This is a genomic window from Buttiauxella sp. S19-1, from assembly GCF_022134725.1.
In the GTDB taxonomy this organism is placed as follows: Bacteria; Pseudomonadota; Gammaproteobacteria; order Enterobacterales; family Enterobacteriaceae; genus Buttiauxella; species Buttiauxella ferragutiae.
This window is the reverse complement of the sequence record NZ_JAHWLU010000047.1, coordinates 1-25,159: the sequence shown is the minus strand read 5'-3', so window position 1 is coordinate 25,159 and position 25,159 is coordinate 1. Positions and strand designations below refer to the sequence as shown.

Here is a 25,159-nt window from a genome sequence, read left to right as displayed (position 1 = left end):
TATGAGTCTTCCCGCATCTCATCCTGACAACCGCCTGATGCGCCGCGTTGCTACGTTTTTGTGGCAACGCCCTGGATTCTGGCTGGTTTTGTTACTGCTGCCACCATTGCTGTGGTTTGGTGTTATTTATCTGGGGTCGTTGCTGACACTGTTGTGGCAAGGATTTTACACCTTCGATGATTTCACCATGTCGGTCACGCCAGACCTGACGTTCGCCAACATTGCCGCACTGTTTAACCCGGCGAATTACGACATTATTTTGCGCACGCTAACGATGGCGATCGCCGTGACGCTCGCCAGTGCTGTGCTGGCTTTCCCGATGGCGTATTTCATGGCGCGCTATACCACCGGCAAACTCAAAGCGTTTTTCTATATCGCGGTGATGTTGCCGATGTGGGCGAGCTACATCGTAAAAGCGTATGCCTGGACATTGTTGCTTTCACGCGATGGTGTGGCGCAGTGGTTTCTTGGACACATGGGTCTGGAGCCGTTGCTTAACCTGATGCTGACCATTCCGGCAATCGGCGGCAATACGCTGTCGACTTCTGGTTTTGGCCGCTTCCTGGTGTTTCTCTATATCTGGCTGCCGTTCATGATTTTGCCGATTCAGGCCGCACTTGAGCGCTTGCCGCCGTCATTGTTACAGGCATCGGCAGATTTGGGGGCTCGCCCGGCTCAAACCTTCCGCCATGTGATTTTACCGCTGGCGATTCCGGGTGTGGCAGCGGGTTCAGTGTTTACCTTTTCGCTCACCCTCGGTGATTTTATTGTGCCGCAGCTGGTGGGCCCGCCGGGGTATTTCATCGGCAACATGGTCTATTCCCAGCAAGGGGCAATTGGCAACATGCCGATGGCCGCGGCCTTTACGCTGGTGCCGATTGTATTGATCGCCATTTATCTTTCACTGGTGAAACGACTGGGGGCTTTCGATGCACTCTGAACGCGCTCCGTTACTGCTGAAAATCGCCGCCTGGGGCGGGGTGATTTTCCTGCATTTCCCCCTGCTGATTATCGCGCTTTATGCCTTTAACACCGAAGAAGCCGCATTCAGCTTTCCACCCAAAGGGCTGACGCTGCACTGGTTCAGCGTTGCCGCATCGCGCGGCGATATTCTGGACTCGGTGACGTTGTCACTTAAAATTGCTTCACTGGCAACACTACTTGCTTTGATTCTCGGGACATTGGCCGCTGCGGCACTCTGGCGGCGGGAATTCTTTGGCAAAAATGCCATCTCGTTATTACTGCTGTTACCGATTGCTTTGCCGGGAATTATCACCGGTATTGCGTTGTTAACCGCCTTTAAGATGATGAATTTTGAACCCGGTTTCCTGACTATTGTGGTGGGCCACGCAACGTTTTGCGTGGTGATTGTGTTTAACAACGTCATCGCCCGTTTCCGTCGCACCTCTTATAGTTTAATTGAAGCTTCGATGGATCTGGGGGCTGACGGCTGGCAAACCTTCCGCTATGTGATTTTGCCGAATCTCGGTTCGGCACTGTTAGCCGGAGGCATGCTGGCGTTCGCGCTGTCGTTTGATGAAATTATTGTCACCACCTTTACCGCCGGACACGAACGCACCTTGCCGTTGTGGCTGCTCAACCAGCTTGGGCGCCCACGTGAAGTTCCGGTTACTAATGTGGTGGCGTTGATGGTGATGCTGATGACCACCATTCCGATTCTAGGGGCGTACTGGCTGAGCCGTGGCGGAGATGACGTCGCGGGCAGCGGTAAATAACGTTGAGAAGGGTATCACTATGCAAAGCCAGCTATTAATTAACGGCCAGTTAGTAGACGGCCTCGGGGAAAAGTTACCGGTCTACAATCCGGCAACCGGTGAAGTGCTGTTGGAAATCGCCGAAGCCACGGCGAGCCAGGTTAATGACGCGGTGACAGCGGCGGATAACGCCTTCGCCAGTTGGGGGCAAACCACACCGAAAGAGCGCGCCGAACATCTGCTGAAACTGGCTGATGTGATTGAGCAAAATGGCGATGTGTTTGCCAGGCTGGAATCGCAAAACTGCGGCAAGCCTTATCACTGCGTGTTGAATGATGAAATTCCCGCGGTGGTGGATGTGTTCCGCTTCTTTGCGGGCGCAAGCCGCTGCCTGAACGGACTGGCGGCGGGGGAATATCTGAGCGGTCATACTTCGATGATCCGCCGTGATCCGGTGGGTGTGGTGGCGTCTATCGCGCCGTGGAACTACCCGTTGATGATGGCAGCCTGGAAACTCGGCCCGGCACTTGCCGCTGGTAACTGTGTGGTGATTAAACCGTCTGAAATCACCCCGCTTACTGCGTTTAAGCTGGCGGAACTGGCGAAAGATATTTTCCCGGCAGGTGTGTTAAATGTGCTGTTTGGGCGCGGGCAAACGGTCGGCGATGTGCTGACCGGTCACCCGAAAGTGCGCATGGTGTCGCTAACCGGTTCGATTGCTACCGGTGAACATATCATCAGCCATACCGCGCCTTCGATTAAGCGCACTCATATGGAGCTGGGCGGCAAAGCGCCGGTAATTGTGTTTGATGATGCCGACCTGGATGCGGTAGTGGAAGGCGTGCGGACTTTTGGCTATTACAACGCGGGCCAGGACTGTACCGCAGCCTGTAGTATCTACGCGCAGAAGGGTATTTACGACAAACTGGTTGAGAAACTGGGGGACGCGGTCAGCAGCCTGAAAGTTGGCGCGCCGGAAGATGAATCTACCGAACTTGGGCCGTTAAGTTCTGCCGCACATCTTGAGCGGGTCAACAACGCGGTGAATGCCGCCAAAGCTCTGGCACATGTCAAAGTGGTAACGGGCGGGGCGAAAGTAGACGGGCCGGGATATTACTTCCAGCCAACCTTGCTTGCGGGGGCGAAGCAGGAAGATGACATCGTGCAGAAAGAAGTTTTCGGCCCGGTGGTGAGCGTGACCGCGTTTGATGAAGAAGAGCAGGTTTTGGGCTGGGCGAATGATTCCAGCTACGGCCTGGCCTCTTCAGTCTGGACAAAAGATGTGGGCCGCGCGCATCGCCTTAGCGCTCGCTTACAGTACGGTTGTACCTGGGTGAATACCCATTTCATGCTGGTTAGTGAAATGCCACATGGTGGGCAAAAACTGTCGGGTTACGGCAAAGACATGTCACTGTTTGGGCTGGAGGATTACACCGTTGTCCGCCATGTGATGATTAAACATTAAGACGCCAATAAGCGGTTGTGCTCATGAAGTCTATAATTTAGGTGTGCCACACTGATGTGCTTTCTTTTGAGGGGTTACTATGAAGAAATATGTATTAATGCTGCTGGCCGCCGTGTTCATGGCAGGCGCTATACCCGCACAGGCAACTGAGCAATCAGAGCAACGCCAGGATGCCCGAGGCGTGCGTCAGGACACGCGCGAAAATTCTCGACAAACCAAACAAGATTGTCGCAATGGCGTGTTCGGTAATGCTGATTGCCGTCAAGAACACCGTCAGAATAAACGGGAAGGCCGACAAACCGCCCGCGATATCAAGTACTGAAAGTGCGAGGTGGGGCATTCGGCCGGACAATATGGATACTCATGTTTGACCCCACACTCCAGGAGTTTTCACCTTGCGAGTTGGCTCAGACACACATAAATTTGTAGGAGTATCCACACTAACAGGAATGAATATGCGTAAGCCTCGCTCTTTATTAACTGCTGCGACGGTTGCTCTTACACTGTCCATCTTTTCCGTGTCAGCATTAGCAAATCCTGGCAATGGAAACGGTGGTGGTAATGGTGGCAGCCAGGGAAACAGTAATGGCAATGGTAATAAGGGAAATAGCGGTAACAAATCCGATAAATCGGCTAAAGCGGATAAGAGTGATAAAGGAAACGGTAATTCAAAAGAAAATCAAGGGAGCCGTAAAAACTACGGCAAGCCAGACCACGTCGATACCGACATCACATTTAATGATGCGCGACGTTTAGCGGTTAACTATGGTTTTACCGGATATAAACCGTTGCCTCCAGGCATTGCAAAAAACCTGGCACGCGGTAAACCGTTACCTCCGGGTATCGCGAAGAAATCGGTCCCGGGCACTATGCTGAATCAACTGCCTTATTATCCTGGCTATGAATGGCAGGCGGTTGGTCAGGACCTCGTGTTAGTCGCACTCAGTACCGCGATTGTGACTTCTGTTATTAATGGTGTATTTGATTAACTGGTTTGTGCATAAAAAAAGCTCGCCTCGGCGAGCTTTTTTGTCTTTGTTAGTTTAGTGATCCAGATACAGGTAGTGCATCCAGCTGGTCATACGCAGTAGCACCTTACGCATCACCGACACATGGGTGAAATGGTCGGAATAGACGGCGACCTGGCCAAAAATCCCATCAGGTAACGCATCAACATCTGCATTAGGTGCAAGCTCAATTATCGCCAACACGCCGTCACTTCCTGGGGTTAACGTCAATGATTGCAGCGTACCTTGTGCCTGATAAGAACCACCAGGGACGACCGGCAAAACAGAGGTGAGTTTTCCAGGGAAAACCTGTCCTGGGAGTGCATTAAACACCACTTCGGCTTCATCACCAGGTTTTAAACGTAACAGCGAGTTTTGCCTGAATTGCGCGACAATCAGGCGTTTTTGTTGCGGTATAAACACCATCACCGGGCGCAACGGCAGGGCGGCCGCATAGGTACCTGGGCGGATTAACACTTGAGTCACGTAACCGTCACTCGGAGCACGAACCACGGTTTGGTTAAGGTTGTATTTGGCTTCTGCAAGCTGGGCGCGCAGGCTAACAATCTGGGATTGTTCGCCGTTGACCATGCTATCTAACTGGCTTTTGATTTGTGACTGCTCAGCAACCGAGCCTTTTACCAGTGCGTCCTGTGCAAGATAATTTTGTCGGGCATTATCAATATCACTTTCAGAGAACGGGTTAACCTTCGCTTTACTGCCCTGAAGGTAACGTTGGTAATCTTTGTACAATCTGTCGCGTTCTGCACTGACACGGGCCGTGTTGGCAATGGCGGCATCAAGTTCTGATTTGAGTGACTCCGTACTATGAATGGCAGTGGTTAAATCAGCCTGAAGTCTGTCTACCCGTGCCTGATAGCGAGTGGGTTCTAATTTAAACAGCACTTCTCCTTTTTTAATCATTGTATTTTGTTTATCGGTCACTTCACTCACTATCCCTGTGACTTGTGGCGTCAACGGAATTGAAATAACCGCTTTTTGCGCCAGGAAAGTATAAGGGTGGTTGTAGTTCATTAATAAAATGAGCGCGCCAATTAAAAACACTCCTCCCAATGCAGCGGTTGGCACTGTCCATTTATTTACTGGTATTTTAAATATCTTGAATATTGACCATGCCAAAGCAACATATGTCAGGATAATGAGTAAATCCATGATATTACTCCGATGGAGTTATTTTATTGTTATCTAACTTTTGCTCCAGCTCAGTCACCCTTTGCTGTAACGAAGCCAGTGTAATCTCTGGGTCTTGCTGCATCCCCCAGCCGCGTTCCGGGCGATAAAGAGTGGCCCAAATCCATAAGAACGGCCATATAACATGCAGGGTAAACAAACTCACCCAACCAGCGACATGAATCGCATCGGCATGTGGGTGATTACGTGATTTAGCAATAAGATAAGGAATGTCGTGAAGAATAATGATCCCGTAAAAGATAATGAGAAACACAAAAATAAGCACACCAAGCGCAAAGTAGTTTAGAAACATAATGGCCTCGAATCATAGAGCGATAAATCTAATCTAAAGATAGTCGCTATCCGGCACTGAGATTATGATTCAGATAAAATCACCCCTTAATGATTAGTTATTTCCATTTAATAAGTTGATGACGCTTGCACTTTTCTTTAAGACAGAGGTTTTCACTACTCAGTGCCGGCGTCATCACCTTTATATATTGTTAATTATTCCGTTTCATCGCGAATATCAGTCGATGCACCATTTTTCTGAACCGATTCAATCCCTTTCTGTGCAGCCGCTTTCGAGGCATACATTTCGCTTTGGGCGATAATTTGCCCGTTAGAGGCCTTTAACACGAAATAAAATGGTTCGGCAGTCGCCTTCGCTGATTTCTTTAAAACGTAGTGACCCATAAAAAATCTCCGCTTTACCCCAGACCCTTTGTCTGGTGAGTAGCTTAAATATAGTGCAATCAATCAATGAGGTGGCTGAGGAGGGGGCGTGATTGTTAAAACTTGATATACGCCACAAAAAAGAGCATATTTTATAGCGTAATTTCACTGCAATCAGCTTATAAAAATGTCGGTTTATCAGAAGATGTTGGTTTTTTATGTGGTTATGTCGTTAATAACCGCGATTATTACATGGTTTTTATCTCGGGATAAAAAGAGCATCAAACTGTTATGTTCTGTGCTGGTAGGGGCAACCTGGCCAATGAGTTTCCCTGTCGCGTTGTTGTTTTCTCTGTTTTAAACTCTCTATACTTCAACTAGTTAAAGAACAGGAACGGTACGTAATGAATGACATAACTTTTTTCCAGCGCTTTGAGGGTGATATTGTTGCTGGCCGTAAAACAATCACGCTGCGTGATGTCTCTGAGTCGCACTTTACGGCAGGCCAGCAATTACGTGTCGGGCGTTATGAAGACGATGTCTATTTTTGCACCATCGAAGTGATCAGTGTGATGCCGGTGTTGCTCGGGCAACTGACCGACGAGCATGCGCGTCAGGAGAATATGACGCTGCCTCAGCTTAAAGAGGTGATTGCGGATATTTATCCAGGTCTGAATGAGCTTTATGCGATTGTTTTTAGGTTGGTTACTGCGGCTTAAAAACAAAGGAAGGGGAGTTTCCCCTTCCTGAAATTTCACCTACTGACTGGCTTTCTTCAACATCTGATACAACTCATCTTTTAGCCGCAACTTCTCTTTTTTCATCTGCATGACTTTTTCGTTGTATCCCGTCCCTTGCGGCCCCTCCTTGCGTAAAATTTCATCATCAAGCTGATTGTGCTTGTCAAACAAGCTGAGGAAACGCGGGTTGGCGGATTTTAATTCGGTAATCAATTCACGGTACTCAGGAAACATTGCAAACCTCCGGAGTCGAGTAGGTAGGTGATGAATGGATAAGCCCTGGCAATTGCTGCCATTTGCAGTGTAGGCACCGCTCGGCCTGAATTGGAAGCACCGCTTGGTAAGGGTTTGTCAATTTGAGATCCACGAGGCGCGTTAACAATTTAGATTAAATTTTCGGCATGTTACGCCTTGCTTAACGGCAAAAATTGTTAACGACAATCTTATTTCTGTGTGCTAAAACATATCTATGATATATCTTACGCATTCAAAAATGAGAAACAGATGACCTTACAAACCAAACCTAATCTTCCACAACGCGTCAAAAACGAGCTTAAATTTCGTCAGTTAACCGTAAAAAGCAAAGAAACCGTTGCGGGTTGTTTTTATCGCATTGTTTTTAGCAGCCCAGAATTAGCAGGTTTCACCTCGCGGGGGTTTGATGACCATGTGAAAGTGTTTTTCCCGCCAGAAAGTGGTGAGTTTGCTCGCCCGTCAGTCACTGACGACGGCATTGTCTGGGGGGAGGGTCCGCGTCCCATTTCGCGTGATTACACCCCGCTGGAATTTGACGCCGCGCGTAACGAACTGACGCTGGACTTCTATATTCATGACGGCGGCGTTGCCAGTCAGTGGGCGGAAATTGCCACGACTGGCGATACGTTACTGATAGGCGGGCCACGTGGATCGCTGGTCGTTCCTTGCGACTATTCATGCCAACTCTATGTCTGTGATGAAAGCGGTTTACCTGCCATTCGCCGCCGTCTGCTCTCTCTGCCCGGACATATTGTCCCCACTGTGCTGGTAAACAGCCAACACGCACAAAGCCGCGAGTATCTGAGTGAGTTCAAACAGGCGGATATTCACTGGCTTGATAGCGAATCTATCGCTAAGCACTTAAGCACTCTTGAATTCCCGGAGAGCGACTATTTTGTCTGGATTACCGGAGAAGGTCGCGACGTCAAAAAACTCAATGATGAACTGCTGGAAACCCACGCTCTGGACGCCGATTACGTGCGCGCTGTGGCTTACTGGCATCATAAATAAGGAAACGAACATGAGAATCCATCATCTACACCATCGTCTTTGCGCCAAACATGAACGTCACGAAAGACACGGTTTGCACGGCGGCCATAATCATCACGAACATGGCGGTATGGAAGGTAAAGGGCGCATGCGCCGTGAACGCATGTTTGATGCCAACGACATTCGTTTGCTGATCCTGCATTTCCTTTCAAGCAACAATGCGCACGGTTATGAGTTGATCAAATCCATCGAGGCCATCGCCAAAGGCGAATATGTCCCAAGCCCGGGGATTATTTACCCTAACCTCTCTTTGCTTGAGGAGATGGGCTTGATTACTGCCGTGCAAAGCGACAGCAGTAAAAAGGCGTGGACGCTTACTACCGAAGGCCATGCTGAACTCGTACTACAACAAGACCACCTTGGCCATATCATCGCTAAGCTCGAATCGTTAGGGGTATTAGGCGATAACCGCCGTCTACCTGAAATTCAGCGTGCTATTCATAACTTTAAAATGGCACTTAATACCAAACTTGGGCAAAGCGATTTGCCAAAAGAGACGCTGTATAAAATCATCGATACTTTAGATCAGGCCGCTAAGGATATTGAGCGGAGTTAATTTTGCTATTTCTGTGCAATGAAGCATAAAGTTTCGACGAGTTCTGCCGAAACTATATGCTTCTGTTGTCATGAGAACGCAAAAGCATGTTAAATCGCATAAAAGTAGTAACCAGTCTTCTGTTTGTGCTGGGGTTATTTGGCCTTTTACAAATGACCTCCGGCGGGTTGTTCTTCAACGCGCTGAAAAACGACAAAGAAAACTTCACCGTGCTGCAAACCATTCGCCAGCAGCAATCTACCCTTAATGGCAGTTGGGTTGCCCTGCTGCAAACCCGTAACACGCTAAACCGTGCGGGCATCCGTCATATGATGGATACCAACAATATCGGCAGCGGCGCGACGGTTAATGAGCTGATGCTGATCGCCAGCCAGTCGTTAAAGCAGGCGGAAAAAGAGTGGGCTGAATATGAAGCCTTGCCACGCGACCCACGCCAGAGCGAAGAGTCTACCAATGAAATCAAGCGTAACTATGCGATTTACCATGGTGCGCTGGCGGAGCTAATCCAGTTACTGGGTGCGGGGAAAATTAACGAATTCTTCGACCAGCCTACGCAGAAATATCAGGACGGTTTTGAAAAAGAGTACATCAATTATCTGCAACAAAACGACCATCTGTACCAACAAGCGGTGGACGACAATAATCAGTCTTACTCGCAGGCCATTTGGATCCTGATCGTGATTCTGGCACTGGTTGCTGCGGCGATTGTTACCGTCTGGCTGGGCATCAAGAAAACCCTGATTGAACCGCTGCATCGCCTGATTGAAAGCATTCGTCACATCGCAAGCGGTGACCTTGTGCGTTCTATTGATGTGGAAGGCACCAACGAAATGGGGCAACTGGCGTCCAGTCTGCGTCATATGCAGTCAGAGTTGATGAGTACGGTGAGTGATGTGCGTAACGGCGCGAACGCGATTTATAGCGGCGCCAGCGAAATCTCCATCGGCAATAACGATCTCTCTTCACGCACCGAGCAGCAAGCAGCCTCGCTTGAAGAAACCGCTGCCAGCATGGAAGAGTTAACTGCCACCGTTAAACAGAATGCGGAAAATGCCCGTCAGGCAAGCCAACTGGCATTGAGTGCCTCTGAAACCGCACAGAAGGGCGGAAAAGTGGTGGATAACGTGGTGCGCACCATGAACGACATCGCCAGCAGTTCGAAGAAAATTGCCGACATTACCAGCGTGATTGACGGCATTGCCTTCCAGACCAACATTCTGGCACTTAACGCCGCCGTTGAAGCTGCACGTGCGGGTGAACAAGGGCGTGGTTTCGCAGTGGTTGCCGGTGAAGTACGCAATCTGGCACAACGCAGTGCACAGGCGGCCAAAGAGATCAAAGGCCTGATCGAAGATTCCGTCAGCAAAGTGGATACCGGTTCTACATTGGTGGAAAGTGCTGGCGAAACCATGGGTGAAATTGTCAATGCGGTGACCCGCGTGACCGATATCATGGGCGAAATTGCCTCGGCATCTGACGAGCAAAGCCGTGGTATCGACCAGGTTGGGTTGGCGGTTTCTGAAATGGACCGTGTTACGCAGCAAAACGCCGCATTGGTTGAAGAGTCTGCTGCCGCCGCTTCAGCACTTGAAGAGCAAGCCAGCCGTCTGACTCAGGCCGTGGCGGTGTTTCGTATTAACCAGGATGCCAAAGCCGCAGTTCGAAGCGCTGAACCCAAAGTAACGATTACGCCAATGACACCGCGCAAAGCGGCAGTCAGCGAGTCTAACGAAAATTGGGAAACCTTCTGATTTCGGTGAAATGAATGTGGTGGATGGCGCTTGCGTTTATCCACCACCATTACAACTCCGCTTCATCTAAGCGCATTAAACGATCCAGGCGCTGGTGGTAACAACGCAACGTCGCTTCCACGTCTTTTGCGGGCATAAACGAATCTCGATAAACGGCATCTACGATGCGGCTTTCTTTGTGCATATCGTTGAGCAATTTAACAATAAGTTTCTCCGTCATCCCCATACTCAAACCCAACGCCTGAAAATCCATACCAAGATATTCGCCGTAAGCGGTCTTAAAACCTGGCGCTAATTCGCGGTCGCCTTCTTCACATCTTAATAGCGGCAGCGCCATAAAACCGGAGCTAAAAATGGCGGGATAGGGCGCAACCGACACAAAGTCATACACTGGCGACAGCGTTGGTTCGCCAATACGTGGATGAATCAGCCCGAAATTGCGCAAGTGCATATCGTTATTCCCCAACAAATACGCGTAGGTAATGCGCCGGAACAAATCGATTTTAAAGGCGATGTTGCTATTCACATGTTGTGTCAGGAACTCGGCCAGTTGCTGATAACTGACATACTGCTTTCCGTCACTGCCCGTCTTCCCGTACTTTTCGCCGACGTTCATCGCTGCATCAAGCTGTTCCTGATGTATGGCCGCTCCGGTTTGAATATCCCGGTCGAAACGACGGATAACAAATGCCAACTCGCGCTCCGTTTCGTTATCAACAGCGGCAAAGCTCACCAGCCCGTGTGGCGGCACATCAAACCCCAGTCGCGCCATAAGCCGCATGGTGGCGTGTTCGTTTTCTGCCAGATAGGGGAATTCCGCCGGAGAAGGCTTGAGGATGTATTCGCCCTGATGTTCAACCACCGCAAATTCGCCGGCGCGCACCACCATTTGCAGTTTCGGCTGGTAGCCGGAAATACTCATGCCACGCTGCGCTTTCGGCAATTCATGAATAAAGTCATCACGGGTAAAACTCAGTTGCGGGTTCACCTTGCCCGAACCCGTCAGCTGTTTCAGGCCTTTGGATGAATAGCCCGACTCTTGCTCTTTGGCCTGGAGCAATGGAGTTAAAAGAATGTGGCAACGCATGGTTAATCCTCCTGCATGCTGACCAGTTGTACTGCGCCAATCAGGTTTTTGCCGTTATCGATAAGCATTCCGAGCAGGTCGTGCTCGTCGCGTTGCTGTAGTTGGCTGTAGCGCTTTTTCAGCCAGCCTTCTGGTGCCAGCGAGGCAAAAAAGGGTGGTAGTGTCTGGCTGCGAAAGTGGCCGACACGCACCGGCAAACTTAGCGACAGCGGCGGGCCGATGTAGTCAGCGCGATAACTAAATTCGAAGCCGTCGTCATGCTGGCGCAGTTCGCCGACCGGTTCGCCATATAACCACACCTCTACACGGCGGCGCATAACTTTACACCCAGTGCTTCAGCGACGCGTAACACCGTGCCAAATTTGACCTGTTCCGGATCTTTAAACAGCCGTTTGAGCGTTGAGGCGGACACGCCGGTTTGTAGCTCAAGGGTGGCAAGGTCGATATCCAGCTCTTTGCGGCGCTGGTTCAGTTTTTGCCCCAGTTGCGCGCAGTACGTGATCACTTGTTCGTCAATAATGAGTTCCGATTCTTGCGCACGCAGCGTCACGGCTTTTTTAACGTCATTCAATAATTCGCTCATGGCATGCAGTTTGTCTGCGAGCGTGGCATTGTCGTAGTTCATGCGTGACCTTAAATGTGAATTTTTGTATTAAAAAGGGTTGTTAATGGTCTTATGATATCGAAATGTATCATAAATGACCCTTATTTTAATTATTAACCAAAGATGGTTCATTTGCGGTCTTTTGTCAACTTCAGGGTTCATAAATAGTATATTTATAGGATTATTTAATGATTCCAGTCCATATATAAGCTATCTGGCCGTGTTGCATCCTGGCTTATCCAGTTTATTGCTAACGAAATGTAAATTAATTGTTTCACTCGATTGAGTGGAAACCTTATTAATGAAGGCATGTTAATCAACGCGAGTTTGCTGCATGTCATATCGAATCAGCCTGTTGGATAAAAGCCCGGTCGCTCAGGACGAAACGCCTGCCGACGCCCTGAAACACACGCTGCATCTGGCACAACAGGCGGAAGCCTGGGGTTATCACCGCTTCTGGATTGCCGAGCACCACAACACTTCGCGGTTGGCAAGCCCATCACCAGAGTTGCTGATTGCCTGGATTGTCGGGCAAACCCGCCGCATTCGTATCGGTTCCGGTGGGGTGATGCTGCAACATTACAGCCCTTATAAAGTGGCAGAAAACTTCAATCTACTGGCAAATCTCTCACCGGGCCGCATTGATATTGGCGTGGGCAAAGCGCCTGGCGGCTTACCGTTATCTACCCAGGCGTTACAGCGTGGCGGGCAAGATAACGCCTCGTTTGCCGACAAACTCACAGAACTGGATAACTGGCTTTCCTTGCCCGCATTCCACGAAGATGAAGATGTAGAAACTTTACGCGCCACGCCGCTTCCGACGCACAGTGCCGCGCGTTTTCTGCTGGGTGCCAGCCTCGAAAGTGCGAAGCTCGCCGCAAATCTCGACTGGAACTTCGTTTATGCCGCTCACCTGAATGGCGATAAAAATCTGATGCGTGAGGTACTCGGTGCGTGGCGCAGCAGAAGCCAGCGTGAAACGGTGGTGGCGGTACAGGTGATTGTTGCGCAGGACGCACAAAAAGCGGCTGAGCTGGCGAACCTTGTGGAAATCTGGAGCGTTGAGCTGGAAAACAGCCAGCGGGTCAGTGTCGCCAGCGAAGCCCAGGCTTACGCATTTGCTCGCCAGGCTGGGAGTGCCATCAAACGGATTGAACGCCGTGAACCTTCGTTGCTGCAAGGCACCGCCGAGACAGTTCAAGCCGGGCTTGCGGCACTGAGCCAGGAATTTGCCATCGACGAATTCATTATTGATACGCCAGTGAGTGACCCTGCGGCACGTTTTCAGTCGCTTCGTTTGTTGGCTGGCGTGCAGCAGGCGGCGTCGGTATCTGAATTTACCGCCGAACATGAAGCCTGGTAAGGGGAAGCCGATGACATTCGCAGAGCAACTTATCAACTGGCGGCGCGAGCTACACCAGAACCCGGAGTTATCTGGCCAGGAAGTGGCGACCACCACGCGAATTCGTCACTGGCTGGAATCCGCAGGTTTACGTTTGTTGCCTTATCCGCTTGCCACCGGTGTGGTGGCGGAAGTCGGGCAAGGGGAAAAGGTCATTGCGCTGCGAGCTGACATTGACGCACTGCCGATTCAGGAAACCAGCGGTGTTGCGTTTAGCTCACACAATGATGGCGTGATGCACGCCTGCGGGCATGACGTTCATAGCAGCGTGATTCTGGGTGCGGCCTTGTTATTAAAAGAGCGCGAGGCGCATTTATCCGGTCGTGTACGTTTGCTGTTTCAGCCAGCGGAGGAAAACTTTACTGGTGCGAAGGCACTGATAAAGGCCGGAGCACTGGAAAACGTCTCCGCTATTTTTGGCATGCACAACGAGCCTGGTTTACCGGTTGGCACTTTCGCCACCCGAGGGGGCGCATTCTATGCCAACGTCGATCGTTTTGTTTTACGGGTGCGGGGCAAAGGCGCACATGCCGCCCGTCCACATGAAGGTAAAGACGCCATTGTGATTGCCAGCCAACTGGTGCTGGCATTGCAAACTATCGCCAGCCGTAACGTGGATACGCTGGATTCTGTCATCGTCAGTGTCACGCGCATACAAGGGGGAAATACCTGGAATGTGTTGCCGGAAAGTGTCGAGCTGGAAGGAACCGTGCGCACTCATCGCAACGAAATTCAGCAGCAGGTCGAGAAACGGATCAGTGAGATTGCAGCCGGTTTAGCCAGTGCGTTTGGTGCGCACATTGAGGTGGAATGGTTTAACGGGCCAATAACATTGATCAACGATGATAAATGGGCGGCATTTGCGATGCAGCTCGCACAACGAGTGGGTTATCGCACACAAACCTCTGAACTGCATATGGGCGGCGAAGACTTCGCGGTTTATTTGCAAACCATTCCCGGCGCGTTCGTCAGTATTGGCAGCGCCAGCGAATACGGTTTACATCATTCGGCCTTTAATCCGGATGAAGCATTAATTGAAGATGCGGCGCGTTATTTCGCCACGCTGGCGGAACAAGCACTACTGGAAAAGTAATTACTTCTAATACGCAGGGGTCAACTCCCCAGGATGCGTGCAGCCTGAAAATGAGGATCGAATATGTCTGATAATCGACAACTGCGCCTTGGAACAATCTTACATGGTGCTTCGGGGAATATGTCCGCATGGCGGCATCCGGCAGCGATTGCCGATGCCAGTATTAATTTTGATTTCGTCAAAGAGACTGCGTTAAAAGCCGAGCAGGGCAAGCTGGACTTTTTATTTGTTGCCGACGGTCTATATATAAATGAAAAATCTATCCCGCATTTTTTGAATCGTTTTGAACCGCTGACGGTGTTGTCGGCGTTAGCTAGCGTGACCACACATTTAGGGCTGGTCGGCACGTTGTCGACCTCGTATAGCGAACCGTTCACGGTGGCACGCCAGTTCGCCAGCCTTGACCATTTAAGCAAAGGGCGCGCGGGCTGGAACGTGGTGACTTCACCACTGGAAGGTTCGGCAAAGAACTTCTCGCGTGAGCAACATCCTGAACATGCGCTGCGTTATCGCATTGCTGATGAATACCTCGATGTGGTGAAAGGTCTGTGGGATTCCTGGGAAGACGGTGCGTTTATTCGTGATAAAGCCAGCGGGCAATTTTTTGACCCGGAAAAATTACACACGCTGAATCATCATGGTGATTTCTTTAAAGTCGCCGGACCACTTAATATTTCACGCACGCCACAAGGCAGGCCGATTGTATTCCAGGCAGGTGCCTCGGATGATGGTAAGAAATTAGCCGCACGCCACGCTGATGCTATTTTTACTCATCACGATACGCTCGAAGAAGCTCAGTATTTTTATCGTGATGTTAAGAGCCAACTTAAAAATCATGGCCGTAATGACGATGATTTAAAAATATTCCAGGGCGTGAGCGTGATTGTTGGCAAAGATGCCGATGACGTAGAAAACCAGTATCAAGCCACTGCGGCACTGGTGTCAGTCACCGATGCACTGAATTATCTGGGCCGCTATTTTGAACATCATGATTTCAGCCAGTATCCGCTCGATGAGCCATTCCCCGATATTGGCGATCTCGGCCAAAACAGCTTCCGCAGTACCACCGATGAAATCAAACGCAATGCCCACGAACGCCATCTGACGCTGCGCCAGGTCGCGCTAGAAGCCGCATCGCCGCGCCCACGTTTTGCTGGCACCGCCCAACAAGTGGCAGACGGATTGCAGCAGTGGTTCGAAAGCCACGCCGCCGACGGTTTTATTATTCAGGGCGGCACACCAGATACCTTCCCGCGTTTTGTTGATGAAGTGGTTCCGGCGTTGCAGGCGCGAGGTTTATTCCGCACGGAATATCCCGGCACCACATTGCGTGAAAGTTTGGGGTTGGCAGAACCCGTGAATCAGTTTTCGTAACCTGGACGATGGGTGAAAACGGTGGATGACGCTGCGCTTATCCACCCTACAAAACCAATTCACAGGTCGGATAAGCACAGCGTCATCCGACAAAAACAACAAACATCACAATAACTAAGAGAACACACTATGCAAAAAACATCGCTCATTCTGGCTATCGCTCTGGCACTTTCGGCTGCACAAACCCTGGCGCAAGAAGTCACCATTAATGGCACCGGCGTCAGCCTGGAAGCTAATAAAACACCTATTAATACTGTCGTTAATCCGGCGGCTGTCGCCCAGTTACCCAAAGATTATCGCTTTGCGGTTCCCGGTAAATTTACCGTTGCAGTCGCGGCACTCAATTCGCCGCCGTTAACGGTGTTTGCGGAAGATAACAAAACGCTGCTCGGCAGCGAGGTGGACATCGCTCGCCTGGTGGCGGACAGCCTGGGGCTTGAGCTGAATGTGGTGCCAACCTCATGGGAAGACTGGCCGCTGGGCGTGACATCGGGCAAATACGATGCGGCAATCAGCAATATCACCGTCACCAAAGACCGCAAACAGAAATTCGACTTTGCCACTTACCGCAAAGATTCCCTCGGCTTCTATGTGAAATCTGATAGCCCAATTAAGAAGATTGAGAAGGCTGAAGACATCGCCGGATTGCGCATTATTGTCGGCTCAGGAACCAACCAGGAATCTATCTTGCTGTCCTGGAACGAAGAGAACCTGAAGAAAGGGCTTAAGCCTTTCACGCCGGTTTACACCAAAGACGATGCCGCACAAACCCTGGCATTGCAGTCTGGCCGCGCCGATGCGTTTTTTGGCCCGAACGTCACCGGCGCATGGAAAGCTGCTCTGACGCAGAAAACTCAGCTGGTCGGTGTAGTCGATGGTGGCTGGCCGAAAGCGGCGCATATCGCCGTCACATTGAAGAAAGGCAGTGGCCTGGTCGACCCGGTGCAAACCGCGCTTAATGGTGTTATCAAAAACGGCGATTACAACAAAGTGCTGAACCGTTGGGGGGAAGGCGTCGAGCAAATCCCGGCGTCCGAAATTAACCCTGCCGGTCTTGGCGATTAAGGAGCTGCAAATGCGCGAACAATTCCGGGATGTTTCACCAGAAGCGGCAGAGCTTCAGCCGATTATCAGCGGGCTGTTTGGTGAGTATGAAGCGCGTTACGGGGACTACTTTTCCCGTGATGCCGAAGTAGAACTAACCGAATGGTATCTGCCGCCACAAGGGTTATTCATCGTGCTGGAGCGTGACGGGGAGATTATTGCGACCGGCGCGTATAAGCCCTTCGATGAATATACCGCTGAGATCAAACGCATCTGGACGCACTCGTCTTTGCGCAAACAGGGCGTGGCTCAACGAGTGATGCGTGAGCTGGAAAGCCGCGCGCAGCTTGCCGGTTATAGCCATATCTTCCTGACCACCGGTTTTCGCCAGCCGGAAGCGGTAAAACTCTATCTGAGTCTGGGTTATCAGCCGCAGTTTGATATTCACCGCAACCCGGAAGAATACAGCGTTGCACCATTCGATGGGCGCTTGCGCTTTACCAAAACGCTTGCTGTCACACAGCGCAAAACGGCCTGAGGAATCATGATGACGACACCATCAACAATTAAAGTGGTTCCGGCGCGTTATCCGCTGCGCACTCTGGGGGCTTTTGTCGCGTTGTTTGTGCTGGCGATTGTGGTTCAGTCGGTGGCGTTTAACCCGCGCTGGGAGTGGAGCGTATTTGCCCGCTGGTTCTTCGACCCGGTTATCCTTGAGGGGCTGGTGCAAACGTTATTGCTGACTCTGATTGGCACGGTACTGAGTGTGATATTTGGCGGGTTACTGGCGCTGGCGCGGCTTTCCTCTTCATGGCTGCTCAACAGCCTGGCGTGGAGCTATATCTGGCTGTTCCGCTCGTTACCGCTGATTGTGGTGCTGATCATTCTCTATAACTTTTCCTATCTGTACGACACGCTGTCGATTGGCATTCCGTTCACCCAAATAAGCTGGGGAAGTTACCAGACGATTAACGTGTTGGGGCAGTTTTCTACCGCCGTGGTCGGGCTGACACTGGTACAAAGCGCGTATACCGCAGAGATTATTCGCGGTGGTTTTTTGGGTGTCGATCATGGGCAGTATGAAGCGGCGGCGGCCTTAGGTTTACCGGCCTGGCGGCGCACGGTGCGCATTATTTTGCCGCAGGCTTTACGCACCATTTTACCGTCCGGCTTCAATGAAATTATCAGCCTCGCGAAAGGGACGTCGATGGTTTACGTGCTGGCAATGCCGGAACTGTTCTACACCATTCAGATGATCTACAACCGCACCCAGGAAGTGATCCCGTTATTGATGGTGGGCGCGGTCTGGTATCTGGTGATCACCAGTGTCCTGTCGCTGATTCAGCATCTGGTTGAACGCTGGCTGGCACGCAGTGAAAGACGCTCAGCGATTAATCAACAAAGTCCGGCGCGGAATGTATCACGCCAGCCAGCGCTGCAAACTCAGGAGACGGCTCATGCACCTGTCCAATAATCCCACTGGTCATATCTCGATTACGGGCGTCAGCAAATATTTTGGTCGCCATAAAGCGCTGGATAACATTTCGCTTGAGCTGGAACCTGGCTCGGTAACGGTGATCCTTGGGCCGTCGGGTTCCGGTAAATCCACTTTGCTACGGGCGATAAACCATCTGGAACGTGTCGACGAGGGGTTTATCCAGATTGATGGTGATTACATTGGCTATCGCCTGGCGGGCGACAAACTGTATGAGCTGAAGGAAAAGGAGATCCTGCGCCAGCGCGTGAACGTCGGCTATGTGTTCCAGAATTTCAATTTGTTCCCGCATCTCACGGTGCTGGAAAACCTGATTGAAGCGCCAATTGCCCATAAGCAGCTCAACCGCAAACAAGCCATTGAGCAGGCTTATCAATTGCTGGATGTGGTGGGGCTGCGCAATAAAGCCGATGCCTGGTCGCGCCATCTTTCCGGCGGCCAGCAGCAACGTATCGCCATTGCGCGCGCGCTGGCTTTGCGCCCACGGGTAATGTTGTTCGATGAACCGACTTCGGCACTCGACCCAGAACTGGTGGGGGAAGTGCTGGATGTGATTAAGAAATTAGCCCGTTCGGGCACCACGCTGGTGGTGGTGACTCATGAAATCGGCTTTGCCCGCGAAGTGGCAGATAACGTGGTGTTTATGGTCGACGGCAAAATCGTTGAGCAAGGCAGCAGCGACGAGGTGCTCAACCATCCGCAACATTCACGAACGCGTCAGTTTTTATCTAAGGTTCTATAAGGAGCAGGCATGAAATTTGTCCCACTGGCGCTATTGATGATCAGTACCACGCTGTATGCCCAAGGGAGTCTTGATCTTAAGGCCAATGAACAACCGATTCATACCGCTAAAGACCCGCTGGCTATCAGCAAAATTCCGCAGGGCTATAAGTTTGTGGAACCGGGAACCCTGACGGTGGCGATATCCGCGCTCAACTCTCCGCCGTTGGCGTTGCTGGCAAGTGATAACCGCACGAGGATCGGCAGCGAACCGGATATTGCCCGTTTGCTGGCCGATAGCCTAGGGCTGAAGCTCAAACTAGTGCCGACCGCGTGGGAAGACTGGCCACTGGGGATTACGTCGGGTCGCTATGACGTCGCACTGGTGAATATTGCGGTGACCGAGCAGCGTAAAACGAAGTTCGATTTCGCGACTTATCGGGTCGATTCGCTGGCGTTTGCGGTCAAATCAGACAGCCCAATTCAAAAAATCACTGGCCCAGCAGATGTTGCCGGTTTACGCATCATTTTAGGTTCGGGGACCAATCAGGAAAAAATTCTCCTGGGCTGGAATGAAATCAATGAGCGCGAAGGGCGCAAGGCAGCCCAACCGATTTATCTGACCGATGACGCTTCCGGCAATTTGTATATTCAGGCTGGGCGGGCGGACGCCACTTTCGGCCCGCAAAGTGTGGCGGCCTATAAAGCGGCACTCACTGGCACCACGCGGGTTGTTGGATTAGGGCCGAAGAAAGCCTATGTTGCCACCACCACCAAAAAAGGTAATGGGCTGGTTTATGCACTGCAAGCTGCACTGGATGGTGCAGCGAAACGTGGTGAATACCAGCAAGTGTTGGCGCGATGGGGAGAAAAGGGCGAAGAAGTGGCGACGTCTGAGGTGAATCCGCAAGGGATTACCTATCCGTAGCGATTTCCGGTTAAGCCAAAAGGACCTGGCTTATAAACCCATGAATATCGTCCAGCGCCTGTTGGCGGGCCAGCGGCGCATTGTCGATAATCAGTTGATCCGAATAGCCGTTTAGCAACGCGCTAAGCTGGCGGGTCACCCGCCCGACATCGGTTTGGCGAAACACGCCACTCTCAATGCCGCTTTCAATAATGCTCGCCAGCAACGCATCCCACTTTTCGGTCAGCGTCAGGGCAAGATCGGCGTACACCTTGTTATGCACCGCCAGCCGCCACAACGAGCCGTACAACTCCCAAACAGCATCGGCGCGGTCAGGTAGATAATCTTCGATGAAAACATTCAAACCTTGCGCAGGTGACTGGGCGCGCGTCTTTTGGCTAAAAGCTTCCAGCTCCGCATACATAAAACGTTCAAACGCTGCGATACACAACGTCTGCCAGTCGGGAAAATAGTGATAAATATGGCTACGGGCGATACCGACTTGTTCGGTTAGCTCGCGGGTCGTCACTTTTTCTACCCCTTTATCCGTGAACAGCCCGATCGCGGCATCAAGAATATTTTCTTTTAGAACAGACGTTTTTTCTTTCATCACGGTACCTTCGTTGACTTTGAGCAAGTGCTCAAATAGAATCTTTTCATTCTTGAGCAACCGCTCAAGAATAACAATCTAAGAATATAAAGTCATGTCTACTTGTCAGCAAACCGCTCAGCTTAAACCATCGCGCGGTGCATTGAATACCTTAAAAAAACTCGCAAAACTCCACAGTAAAAAGCTCATTGTCACTCTGCTGCTGGTGGTCGCCGAGAACGTCGTTTACTTGTTGTATCCGTTAATGGCGGGTTTTGCCATTAATGCCATCATCAAAGGGCAATCCCTGCATGCGTTGTTGTATGCGCTGGTGGTTTTTATTATGTGGGCGATAGGTGCTGCGCGCCGCAGCATGGACACCCGCACTTTCGCCAGAATCTACGCTGGCCTCGCGGTGCCGGTGATCCTCGCACAACGTAAAGATGATCATAGCCACTCAACGATTGCAGCACGTGTGACGTTGTCACGCGAATTTGTCAATTTCTTCGAAACGCATCTGCCGCTGCTGATTACTTCACTGGCGTCGATAATCGGCGCAGTTGTCATGCTGTTAACCATCGAGTTCTGGGCTGGTGTGGCTTGCATGGTGGTGCTGGTTTTCTTTGCGCTGTTCCTGCCGAGCTATACGCGCAAGAACGAAATGCTGTACGAGAAACTGAACGACCGGCTGGAAAAAGAGGTGGGGTTTGTTGGCTATGCCAGTGAAAACACGCTCAACAAGCACTACAACTTTTTGGCACAGGTACGTATTCGGTTGTCTGACCGTGAAGCTTACGGTTATCTGGCAATTGGTATTGCCGCAGCGTTCCTGTTCGCTATGACCATCATGTTGATGACCGTGAAAGGGGTCGGGAACGCCGGGCATATTTACTCGGTCATGACGTACATGTGGATGTTTGCCATGAGCCTTGATGACGGCCCATCTCTGCTGGAGAAATACTCGCAGCTTAAAGAGATAGGCAAACGTGTGAATACCGGGCTGGTGGATTAACCGACCTCAGGCAATGCGCCTGTGGCAATCAATGCCTGGATAACAATCACAGCGATACCGCAGGCGAACACCACAATCAGCAACGGCTTGCCGCCTGCAACGCGGTAGCCCGCTTCTTTCTGCATCTGGCGGCTTTTCCACACTAAAAGTGAAGGGATGATCAACGCCAGAATCGCCAGCGCCACACCGGCGTAACCCAGCGCCATCACGAAACCTTGCGGATAGAACAGGGCAAAGATCAGCGGTGGCACGAAGGTCATTAGCCCTGTTTGCATACGGCCTGACGCTTTACGATTACGGTTGAACAAATCGCCAAGGTAATCGAATAACCCTAACGACACGCCGAGGAACGAGGTTGCCAGCGCGAGATCGGCAAACAGATGAACCGCCAGCTCAACATGTGTTGATGCCACCACTTCACGAACCGCCTGCAACAAGCCATTCAGACCGGAATGATTAGCCAGTAATCCGCTGAACACGCCTGAATCAATCGCACCTAGTGTCGCCACTTGCCAGAAAATATAAGCCACTAACGGAATGGCGCTGCCAATGATAAACACCCAGCGTAACTTGCGCAGATTGCCGTCCAGATAACTGACAATACTGGGTACGCTGCCATGAAAACCGAACGAAGTGAAAATCACCGGGATCGCCGAAAGTGCGAGGCCTTTTTCCAGCGGCAGAGTCAGCAGATTGGTGTGATGGATATGTGGCATCATCAGCGTCAGCATCACCACCAACATGACGATCTTGGCGCTGAACAACACGCGGTTAAACATATCCACCATATGGGTGCCGATGCAGACCACGCCTCCGGCAACAAGAGTGAACAGCAACACGCCGCTGGTGACCGAAATAGTGGTAGAAAACCATTGGCTCAGGCTTGCGGCCAGCAGTTCGCCCGCGCCACTGATATACGCGGCGGTTAACGCGTACATCAGGAATAACATGCTAAACCCCGTCAACCATTGCCCTGGTTTGCCAAGATAGCGGCGCGCCAGCGTACCCAGCCCGGTATCAGCGGAAACGTGCTGATAAACTTCAACCAGCAACAAGGCTGTGTAGCACATCAACCCCCACAAACTGACCAGCAACACAAACGTCACCCCGAACCCAACACCCGCCGAAGCCAGTGGCATTGCCAACATTCCTGCGCCAATTGTGGTGCCAGCGACGATAAAGATACTGCCAAGAGTGCGATTCTTCACGCTTCCCTCTGAATTTACGCTTGTTATAACGACATTGTGCCGCGCAGATTAAGGGATTATGGCTAAGGCGTCAAACAGGGGTTACGCGAAGTGTATTGATATATTTACATTATCGGTGGATGACGCTGGCGCTTATCCACCCTACAAAACCCAACGCTTTCGCAGGTTCTGTAGGTAGGATAAGCGTGGCGCGTACGGTGAGGGATGTCGACGTTTTCGTAGGTCGGATAAGCGCCAGCGTCATCCGACAAAACAACGACATCCCAGCCCAAGTTACTTCTGCTCTTTTTTCCCCGCCAGATTCAGCGTCGGCGTCTCATCGAAGAAGTTCCACGGTTTCAGCAGCGTGTGCACCCATTCCGTTGGCATGATTGGCCACTCTTCAGCGCGAGCCACGTGTGTGGTGCCGGTGGTCATCCACACCACATCATCCTGGTTATCCAGTGATTGATTGTCTTTGCTGTACTCGCCCAGACCCGTGTCGTGCGCCGAACGGTTTGGATATTTCCCTTCCGGATAACGTTCTTCCGGGTTGTAACGCGTCACCCACAGTTGCTTATCCATAAAGCTCAGGCGGTGATAAATCCATTCGTCTGGTGCAAATTTCGCACCGGTCGCTACCGGATGGGTGCCACCTGCATAAGGGATAATTTGATAAGAAACCGGGTTACCCATTTTGTTCTCTTTGCTGGTATTACTCAGCAAGCGAATAGTGCCTGGGTCAAACTTCTGTGCCGCTTCTTGTTCGGTATTAATATCATGCTGGTTGATCTGCATGGTACTGGTGCGCGGGCCACCAGCGGTATTCGGTTTCACTTCAGGGTCGAGCGCCACCAGTTTGTTGTTCTCACCATCCACGTCCATATCGAGGCGGAAGTTGTAGATGTGTTGGTGCGTGGTGCCGACGATATTGTGGTCGATAAGCGTGCCGTATTTAGTGTCATCTTTGGCGGTTTCATCGTGCATGGTTTTGGCTTTCACACCTTTAACCGCTTCAATGCCGGTCGCGCCTGCATCAATGCCGATGGTGCCGTTCTGGTGGAATACCCAGTCAAAAATATAATCGTAGTTGCCGACGGTACTGATCCAGCGCACCACTAACTCGCGGCGCTCGGTGCTGATATTCGGCTGGCCCATTTCCTGGTGCTTATATTCGGGCCCGGCGTAGCGTTCAAATACCGCTACCGCACGTGGGATAGTGGTCGGTTTGCCGGTGTAATCAGCAATAGTTTCATCCAGCATCACCGCGTTTGTTGGGGCATCTTTGCCGCGAGCCAGCGGGGAAGTCAGCGTACCCATGCCGTAATCACCAGCATCCAGATAAGCTTTGAAATACCAGCCAACATCAGGGTCGCCGTAAGGCACGATCATACCGCCGAGCGAGCCTTCATACATCACTTTGCGTTTGTTACCGTTGTCGTTATAGGTCACGGTAGAGAGAATCGGCCCAACGCGGGAATTCAGGCGCAGGTGGAAATCCCAGTTCTGCCAGTGAATAGTATCGCCAGTAATGGTGTAGTTTTTACCTTCCGGCTCGATGATTTCCAGCGGTTTAACTTCGGGTGCTACGCGGTCACGGCCATCAAACGGACGTGGATTCATCGGCACCGGAACGACCTGGCCTTCTTCAATCTTGATGATTTTCTTCTGCTCAAGATCGACGACTGCCACCAGGTTTTCAATTGGGTGAGCCCAGTAGTTGCCATCGCCAGTATCAAGATAGCTCACCACTTTGAGCAGGCGCTGGTTCTGTTCCAGGCCATCTTTCCCGTCAAAATAGCCGACGGTGAGCGGGGTGGTGATCACTTTAGTTGGGTCGTCGACACCGTGTTTTTTCAGCGCCTCGGCGTACTCTTTGCTGCCGTTGATAATGGTCTGCACGCTGATGAAATCATCAATCAGCACCATGCCATGTGCGCCTTCAATCGGTTTCCACGACACCACTTTACCGGCACTTAAATCCACCACGCCTTCCACAATATGAATGCCGTCGAGCATAATCACATCGGCCTGACGCGGGGCAGTGACCTCCTGGCCTGTCATCACGAACTGCCAAACCTGATCTTTCGGCGGTTCATGCAGCGATATTTCAGTAAAGCGAATACCCGGTTTAAAATCTGGCGCACCCTGAACAATTTTGACCGCCTGGTTTATTTCATCCGCAGTCAGTGAATTAAGTGGATGAGGTTTTTTCTCGACCGCGAAAGTTTGATCAAGGC

Annotated in this window: 27 protein-coding genes and 2 pseudogenes; 19 read left to right on the top strand and 10 right to left on the bottom strand. The window is 51.2% G+C overall.

Going from position 1 to position 25,159, the window contains the following annotated elements:
- Position 1 precedes the first annotated feature (1 nt).
- The 5 genes from MES37_RS12390 (at position 2) to MES37_RS12370 (ending at position 4,169) form a co-directional block, all read left to right on the top strand.
- On the top strand, positions 2-940 hold the full coding sequence (locus MES37_RS12390; protein ID WP_443107076.1) for an ABC transporter permease: 939 nt from the start codon (positions 2-4) through the stop codon (positions 938-940).
- Positions 930-1,736, top strand: coding sequence for an ABC transporter permease (locus MES37_RS12385; RefSeq protein ID WP_064546546.1), 807 nt, complete (start codon positions 930-932; stop codon positions 1,734-1,736). The genes MES37_RS12390 and MES37_RS12385 overlap by 11 nt, the downstream gene beginning before the upstream one ends.
- A 19-nt stretch (positions 1,737-1,755) precedes the next feature.
- Positions 1,756-3,180 (top strand): aminobutyraldehyde dehydrogenase, encoded by a 1,425-nt coding sequence (patD, locus tag MES37_RS12380; RefSeq protein WP_237931534.1) that lies wholly within the window; start codon positions 1,756-1,758, stop codon positions 3,178-3,180.
- A gap of 79 nt (positions 3,181-3,259) precedes the next feature.
- Entirely contained in the window at positions 3,260-3,502 is a 243-nt protein-coding gene (locus MES37_RS12375; RefSeq protein WP_064546550.1) for a hypothetical protein, read from the top strand.
- A 133-nt stretch (positions 3,503-3,635) separates the two neighbouring features.
- On the top strand, positions 3,636-4,169 hold the full coding sequence (locus MES37_RS12370) for an anti-virulence regulator CigR family protein (RefSeq protein WP_064546551.1): 534 nt from the start codon (positions 3,636-3,638) through the stop codon (positions 4,167-4,169).
- Between the two features lie 54 nt (positions 4,170-4,223).
- Here the strand turns inward: MES37_RS12370 and MES37_RS12365 are convergent, their stop codons facing one another.
- The 3 genes from MES37_RS12365 to MES37_RS12355 all read right to left on the bottom strand — a co-directional run bounded on the left by MES37_RS12365 (position 4,224) and on the right by MES37_RS12355 (position 6,074).
- Entirely contained in the window at positions 4,224-5,360 is a 1,137-nt protein-coding gene (locus MES37_RS12365; protein WP_064546590.1) for an HlyD family secretion protein, read from the bottom strand.
- Positions 5,361-5,364: 4 nt separating this feature from the next.
- Positions 5,365-5,691 carry a DUF3302 domain-containing protein gene (locus MES37_RS12360; RefSeq protein ID WP_064546592.1) on the bottom strand — a complete coding sequence of 109 codons (327 nt, stop codon included), beginning with the start codon at positions 5,689-5,691 and terminating at the stop codon, positions 5,365-5,367.
- A gap of 194 nt (positions 5,692-5,885) precedes the next feature.
- The gene (locus tag MES37_RS12355) at positions 5,886-6,074 is read right to left on the bottom strand and encodes a YegP family protein (RefSeq protein WP_064546594.1); all 189 of its coding nucleotides are present in this window, start codon (positions 6,072-6,074) and stop codon (positions 5,886-5,888) included.
- A gap of 166 nt (positions 6,075-6,240) precedes the next feature.
- Here MES37_RS12355 and MES37_RS12350 point away from each other — a divergent pair, with 166 nt between their 5' ends.
- Both MES37_RS12350 and yqfB read left to right on the top strand, forming a co-directional pair.
- The gene (locus MES37_RS12350) at positions 6,241-6,414 is read left to right on the top strand and encodes a GhoT/OrtT family toxin (RefSeq protein WP_064546596.1); all 174 of its coding nucleotides are present in this window, start codon (positions 6,241-6,243) and stop codon (positions 6,412-6,414) included.
- Positions 6,415-6,457: 43 nt separating this feature from the next.
- Entirely contained in the window at positions 6,458-6,772 is a 315-nt protein-coding gene (yqfB, locus tag MES37_RS12345; protein WP_237931532.1) for a N(4)-acetylcytidine aminohydrolase, read from the top strand.
- Between the two features lie 39 nt (positions 6,773-6,811).
- Here the strand turns inward: yqfB and MES37_RS12340 are convergent, their stop codons facing one another.
- Positions 6,812-7,027: a YdcH family protein gene (locus tag MES37_RS12340; protein ID WP_064546600.1), complete on the bottom strand. Its 216-nt coding sequence runs from the start codon at positions 7,025-7,027 to the stop codon at positions 6,812-6,814.
- Between the two features lie 270 nt (positions 7,028-7,297).
- Between MES37_RS12340 and MES37_RS12335 the strand changes: the two genes are divergently transcribed.
- The 3 genes from MES37_RS12335 (at position 7,298) to tsr (ending at position 10,405) form a co-directional block, all read left to right on the top strand.
- Complete coding sequence (locus MES37_RS12335) at positions 7,298-8,059, top strand: siderophore-interacting protein (RefSeq protein WP_064546602.1); 762 nt, start codon at positions 7,298-7,300, stop codon at positions 8,057-8,059.
- A gap of 10 nt (positions 8,060-8,069) precedes the next feature.
- Positions 8,070-8,654 carry a PadR family transcriptional regulator gene (locus MES37_RS12330; RefSeq protein ID WP_083963375.1) on the top strand — a complete coding sequence of 195 codons (585 nt, stop codon included), beginning with the start codon at positions 8,070-8,072 and terminating at the stop codon, positions 8,652-8,654.
- 86 nt (positions 8,655-8,740) lie between these two features.
- A complete protein-coding gene (gene tsr / locus MES37_RS12325; RefSeq protein WP_133521498.1) occupies positions 8,741-10,405 on the top strand; it encodes a methyl-accepting chemotaxis protein in 1,665 nt (554 codons plus the stop codon).
- Between the two features lie 49 nt (positions 10,406-10,454).
- On the opposite strand, the gene MES37_RS12320 is transcribed toward tsr, so the two are convergent.
- From MES37_RS12320 to MES37_RS12310, 3 genes are read right to left on the bottom strand one after another with little or no spacing between them, the layout of a single operon-like run.
- Positions 10,455-11,492, bottom strand: coding sequence for a type II toxin-antitoxin system HipA family toxin (locus tag MES37_RS12320; protein WP_237931529.1), 1,038 nt, complete (start codon positions 11,490-11,492; stop codon positions 10,455-10,457).
- Positions 11,493-11,494: 2 nt separating this feature from the next.
- Positions 11,495-11,809 carry a HipA N-terminal domain-containing protein gene (locus MES37_RS12315; RefSeq protein WP_064546608.1) on the bottom strand — a complete coding sequence of 105 codons (315 nt, stop codon included), beginning with the start codon at positions 11,807-11,809 and terminating at the stop codon, positions 11,495-11,497.
- A complete protein-coding gene (locus MES37_RS12310) occupies positions 11,794-12,117 on the bottom strand; it encodes a helix-turn-helix domain-containing protein (RefSeq protein ID WP_064546610.1) in 324 nt (107 codons plus the stop codon). Before MES37_RS12310 ends, MES37_RS12315 begins: the two co-directional genes overlap by 16 nt.
- A 313-nt stretch (positions 12,118-12,430) precedes the next feature.
- Between MES37_RS12310 and MES37_RS12305 the strand changes: the two genes are divergently transcribed.
- The 8 genes and pseudogenes from MES37_RS12305 (at position 12,431) to MES37_RS12270 (ending at position 20,152) form a co-directional block, all read left to right on the top strand.
- Positions 12,431-13,459, top strand: a complete 1,029-nt coding sequence (locus MES37_RS12305; protein WP_064546612.1) for an MsnO8 family LLM class oxidoreductase — start codon at positions 12,431-12,433, stop codon at positions 13,457-13,459.
- 10 nt (positions 13,460-13,469) lie between these two features.
- Positions 13,470-14,591 (top strand): amidohydrolase, encoded by a 1,122-nt coding sequence (locus tag MES37_RS12300; protein WP_064546614.1) that lies wholly within the window; start codon positions 13,470-13,472, stop codon positions 14,589-14,591.
- A gap of 63 nt (positions 14,592-14,654) precedes the next feature.
- A pseudogene (locus MES37_RS12295) lies at positions 14,655-15,957 on the top strand (LLM class flavin-dependent oxidoreductase); the annotation flags it as partial.
- A 131-nt stretch (positions 15,958-16,088) separates the two neighbouring features.
- A pseudogene (locus MES37_RS12290) lies at positions 16,089-17,030 on the top strand (ABC transporter substrate-binding protein); the annotation flags it as partial.
- A 10-nt stretch (positions 17,031-17,040) separates the two neighbouring features.
- A complete protein-coding gene (locus MES37_RS12285; protein ID WP_064546621.1) occupies positions 17,041-17,547 on the top strand; it encodes a GNAT family N-acetyltransferase in 507 nt (168 codons plus the stop codon).
- A 9-nt stretch (positions 17,548-17,556) separates the two neighbouring features.
- Positions 17,557-18,483: an amino acid ABC transporter permease gene (locus MES37_RS12280; protein ID WP_064546623.1), complete on the top strand. Its 927-nt coding sequence runs from the start codon at positions 17,557-17,559 to the stop codon at positions 18,481-18,483.
- Positions 18,467-19,246: an amino acid ABC transporter ATP-binding protein gene (locus tag MES37_RS12275; protein ID WP_064546625.1), complete on the top strand. Its 780-nt coding sequence runs from the start codon at positions 18,467-18,469 to the stop codon at positions 19,244-19,246. The genes MES37_RS12280 and MES37_RS12275 overlap by 17 nt, the downstream gene beginning before the upstream one ends.
- A 9-nt stretch (positions 19,247-19,255) precedes the next feature.
- Positions 19,256-20,152, top strand: coding sequence for a transporter substrate-binding domain-containing protein (locus MES37_RS12270; RefSeq protein WP_443107067.1), 897 nt, complete (start codon positions 19,256-19,258; stop codon positions 20,150-20,152).
- A gap of 10 nt (positions 20,153-20,162) precedes the next feature.
- Here the strand turns inward: MES37_RS12270 and MES37_RS12265 are convergent, their stop codons facing one another.
- The gene (locus MES37_RS12265; protein WP_237931527.1) at positions 20,163-20,741 is read right to left on the bottom strand and encodes a TetR/AcrR family transcriptional regulator; all 579 of its coding nucleotides are present in this window, start codon (positions 20,739-20,741) and stop codon (positions 20,163-20,165) included.
- Positions 20,742-20,835: 94 nt separating this feature from the next.
- Here MES37_RS12265 and MES37_RS12260 point away from each other — a divergent pair, with 94 nt between their 5' ends.
- Positions 20,836-21,732, top strand: coding sequence for an ABC transporter six-transmembrane domain-containing protein (locus MES37_RS12260; RefSeq protein WP_064546631.1), 897 nt, complete (start codon positions 20,836-20,838; stop codon positions 21,730-21,732).
- Here MES37_RS12260 and tyrP read toward each other — a convergent pair.
- A complete protein-coding gene (tyrP, locus tag MES37_RS12255; protein WP_064546633.1) occupies positions 21,729-22,940 on the bottom strand; it encodes a tyrosine transporter TyrP in 1,212 nt (403 codons plus the stop codon). The two genes, MES37_RS12260 and tyrP, sit on opposite strands and share 4 nt — an antisense overlap.
- 273 nt (positions 22,941-23,213) lie before the next feature.
- A partial coding sequence (gene tynA, locus MES37_RS12250; protein WP_237931525.1) for a primary-amine oxidase occupies positions 23,214-25,159 on the bottom strand: 1,946 nt, incomplete at its 5' end.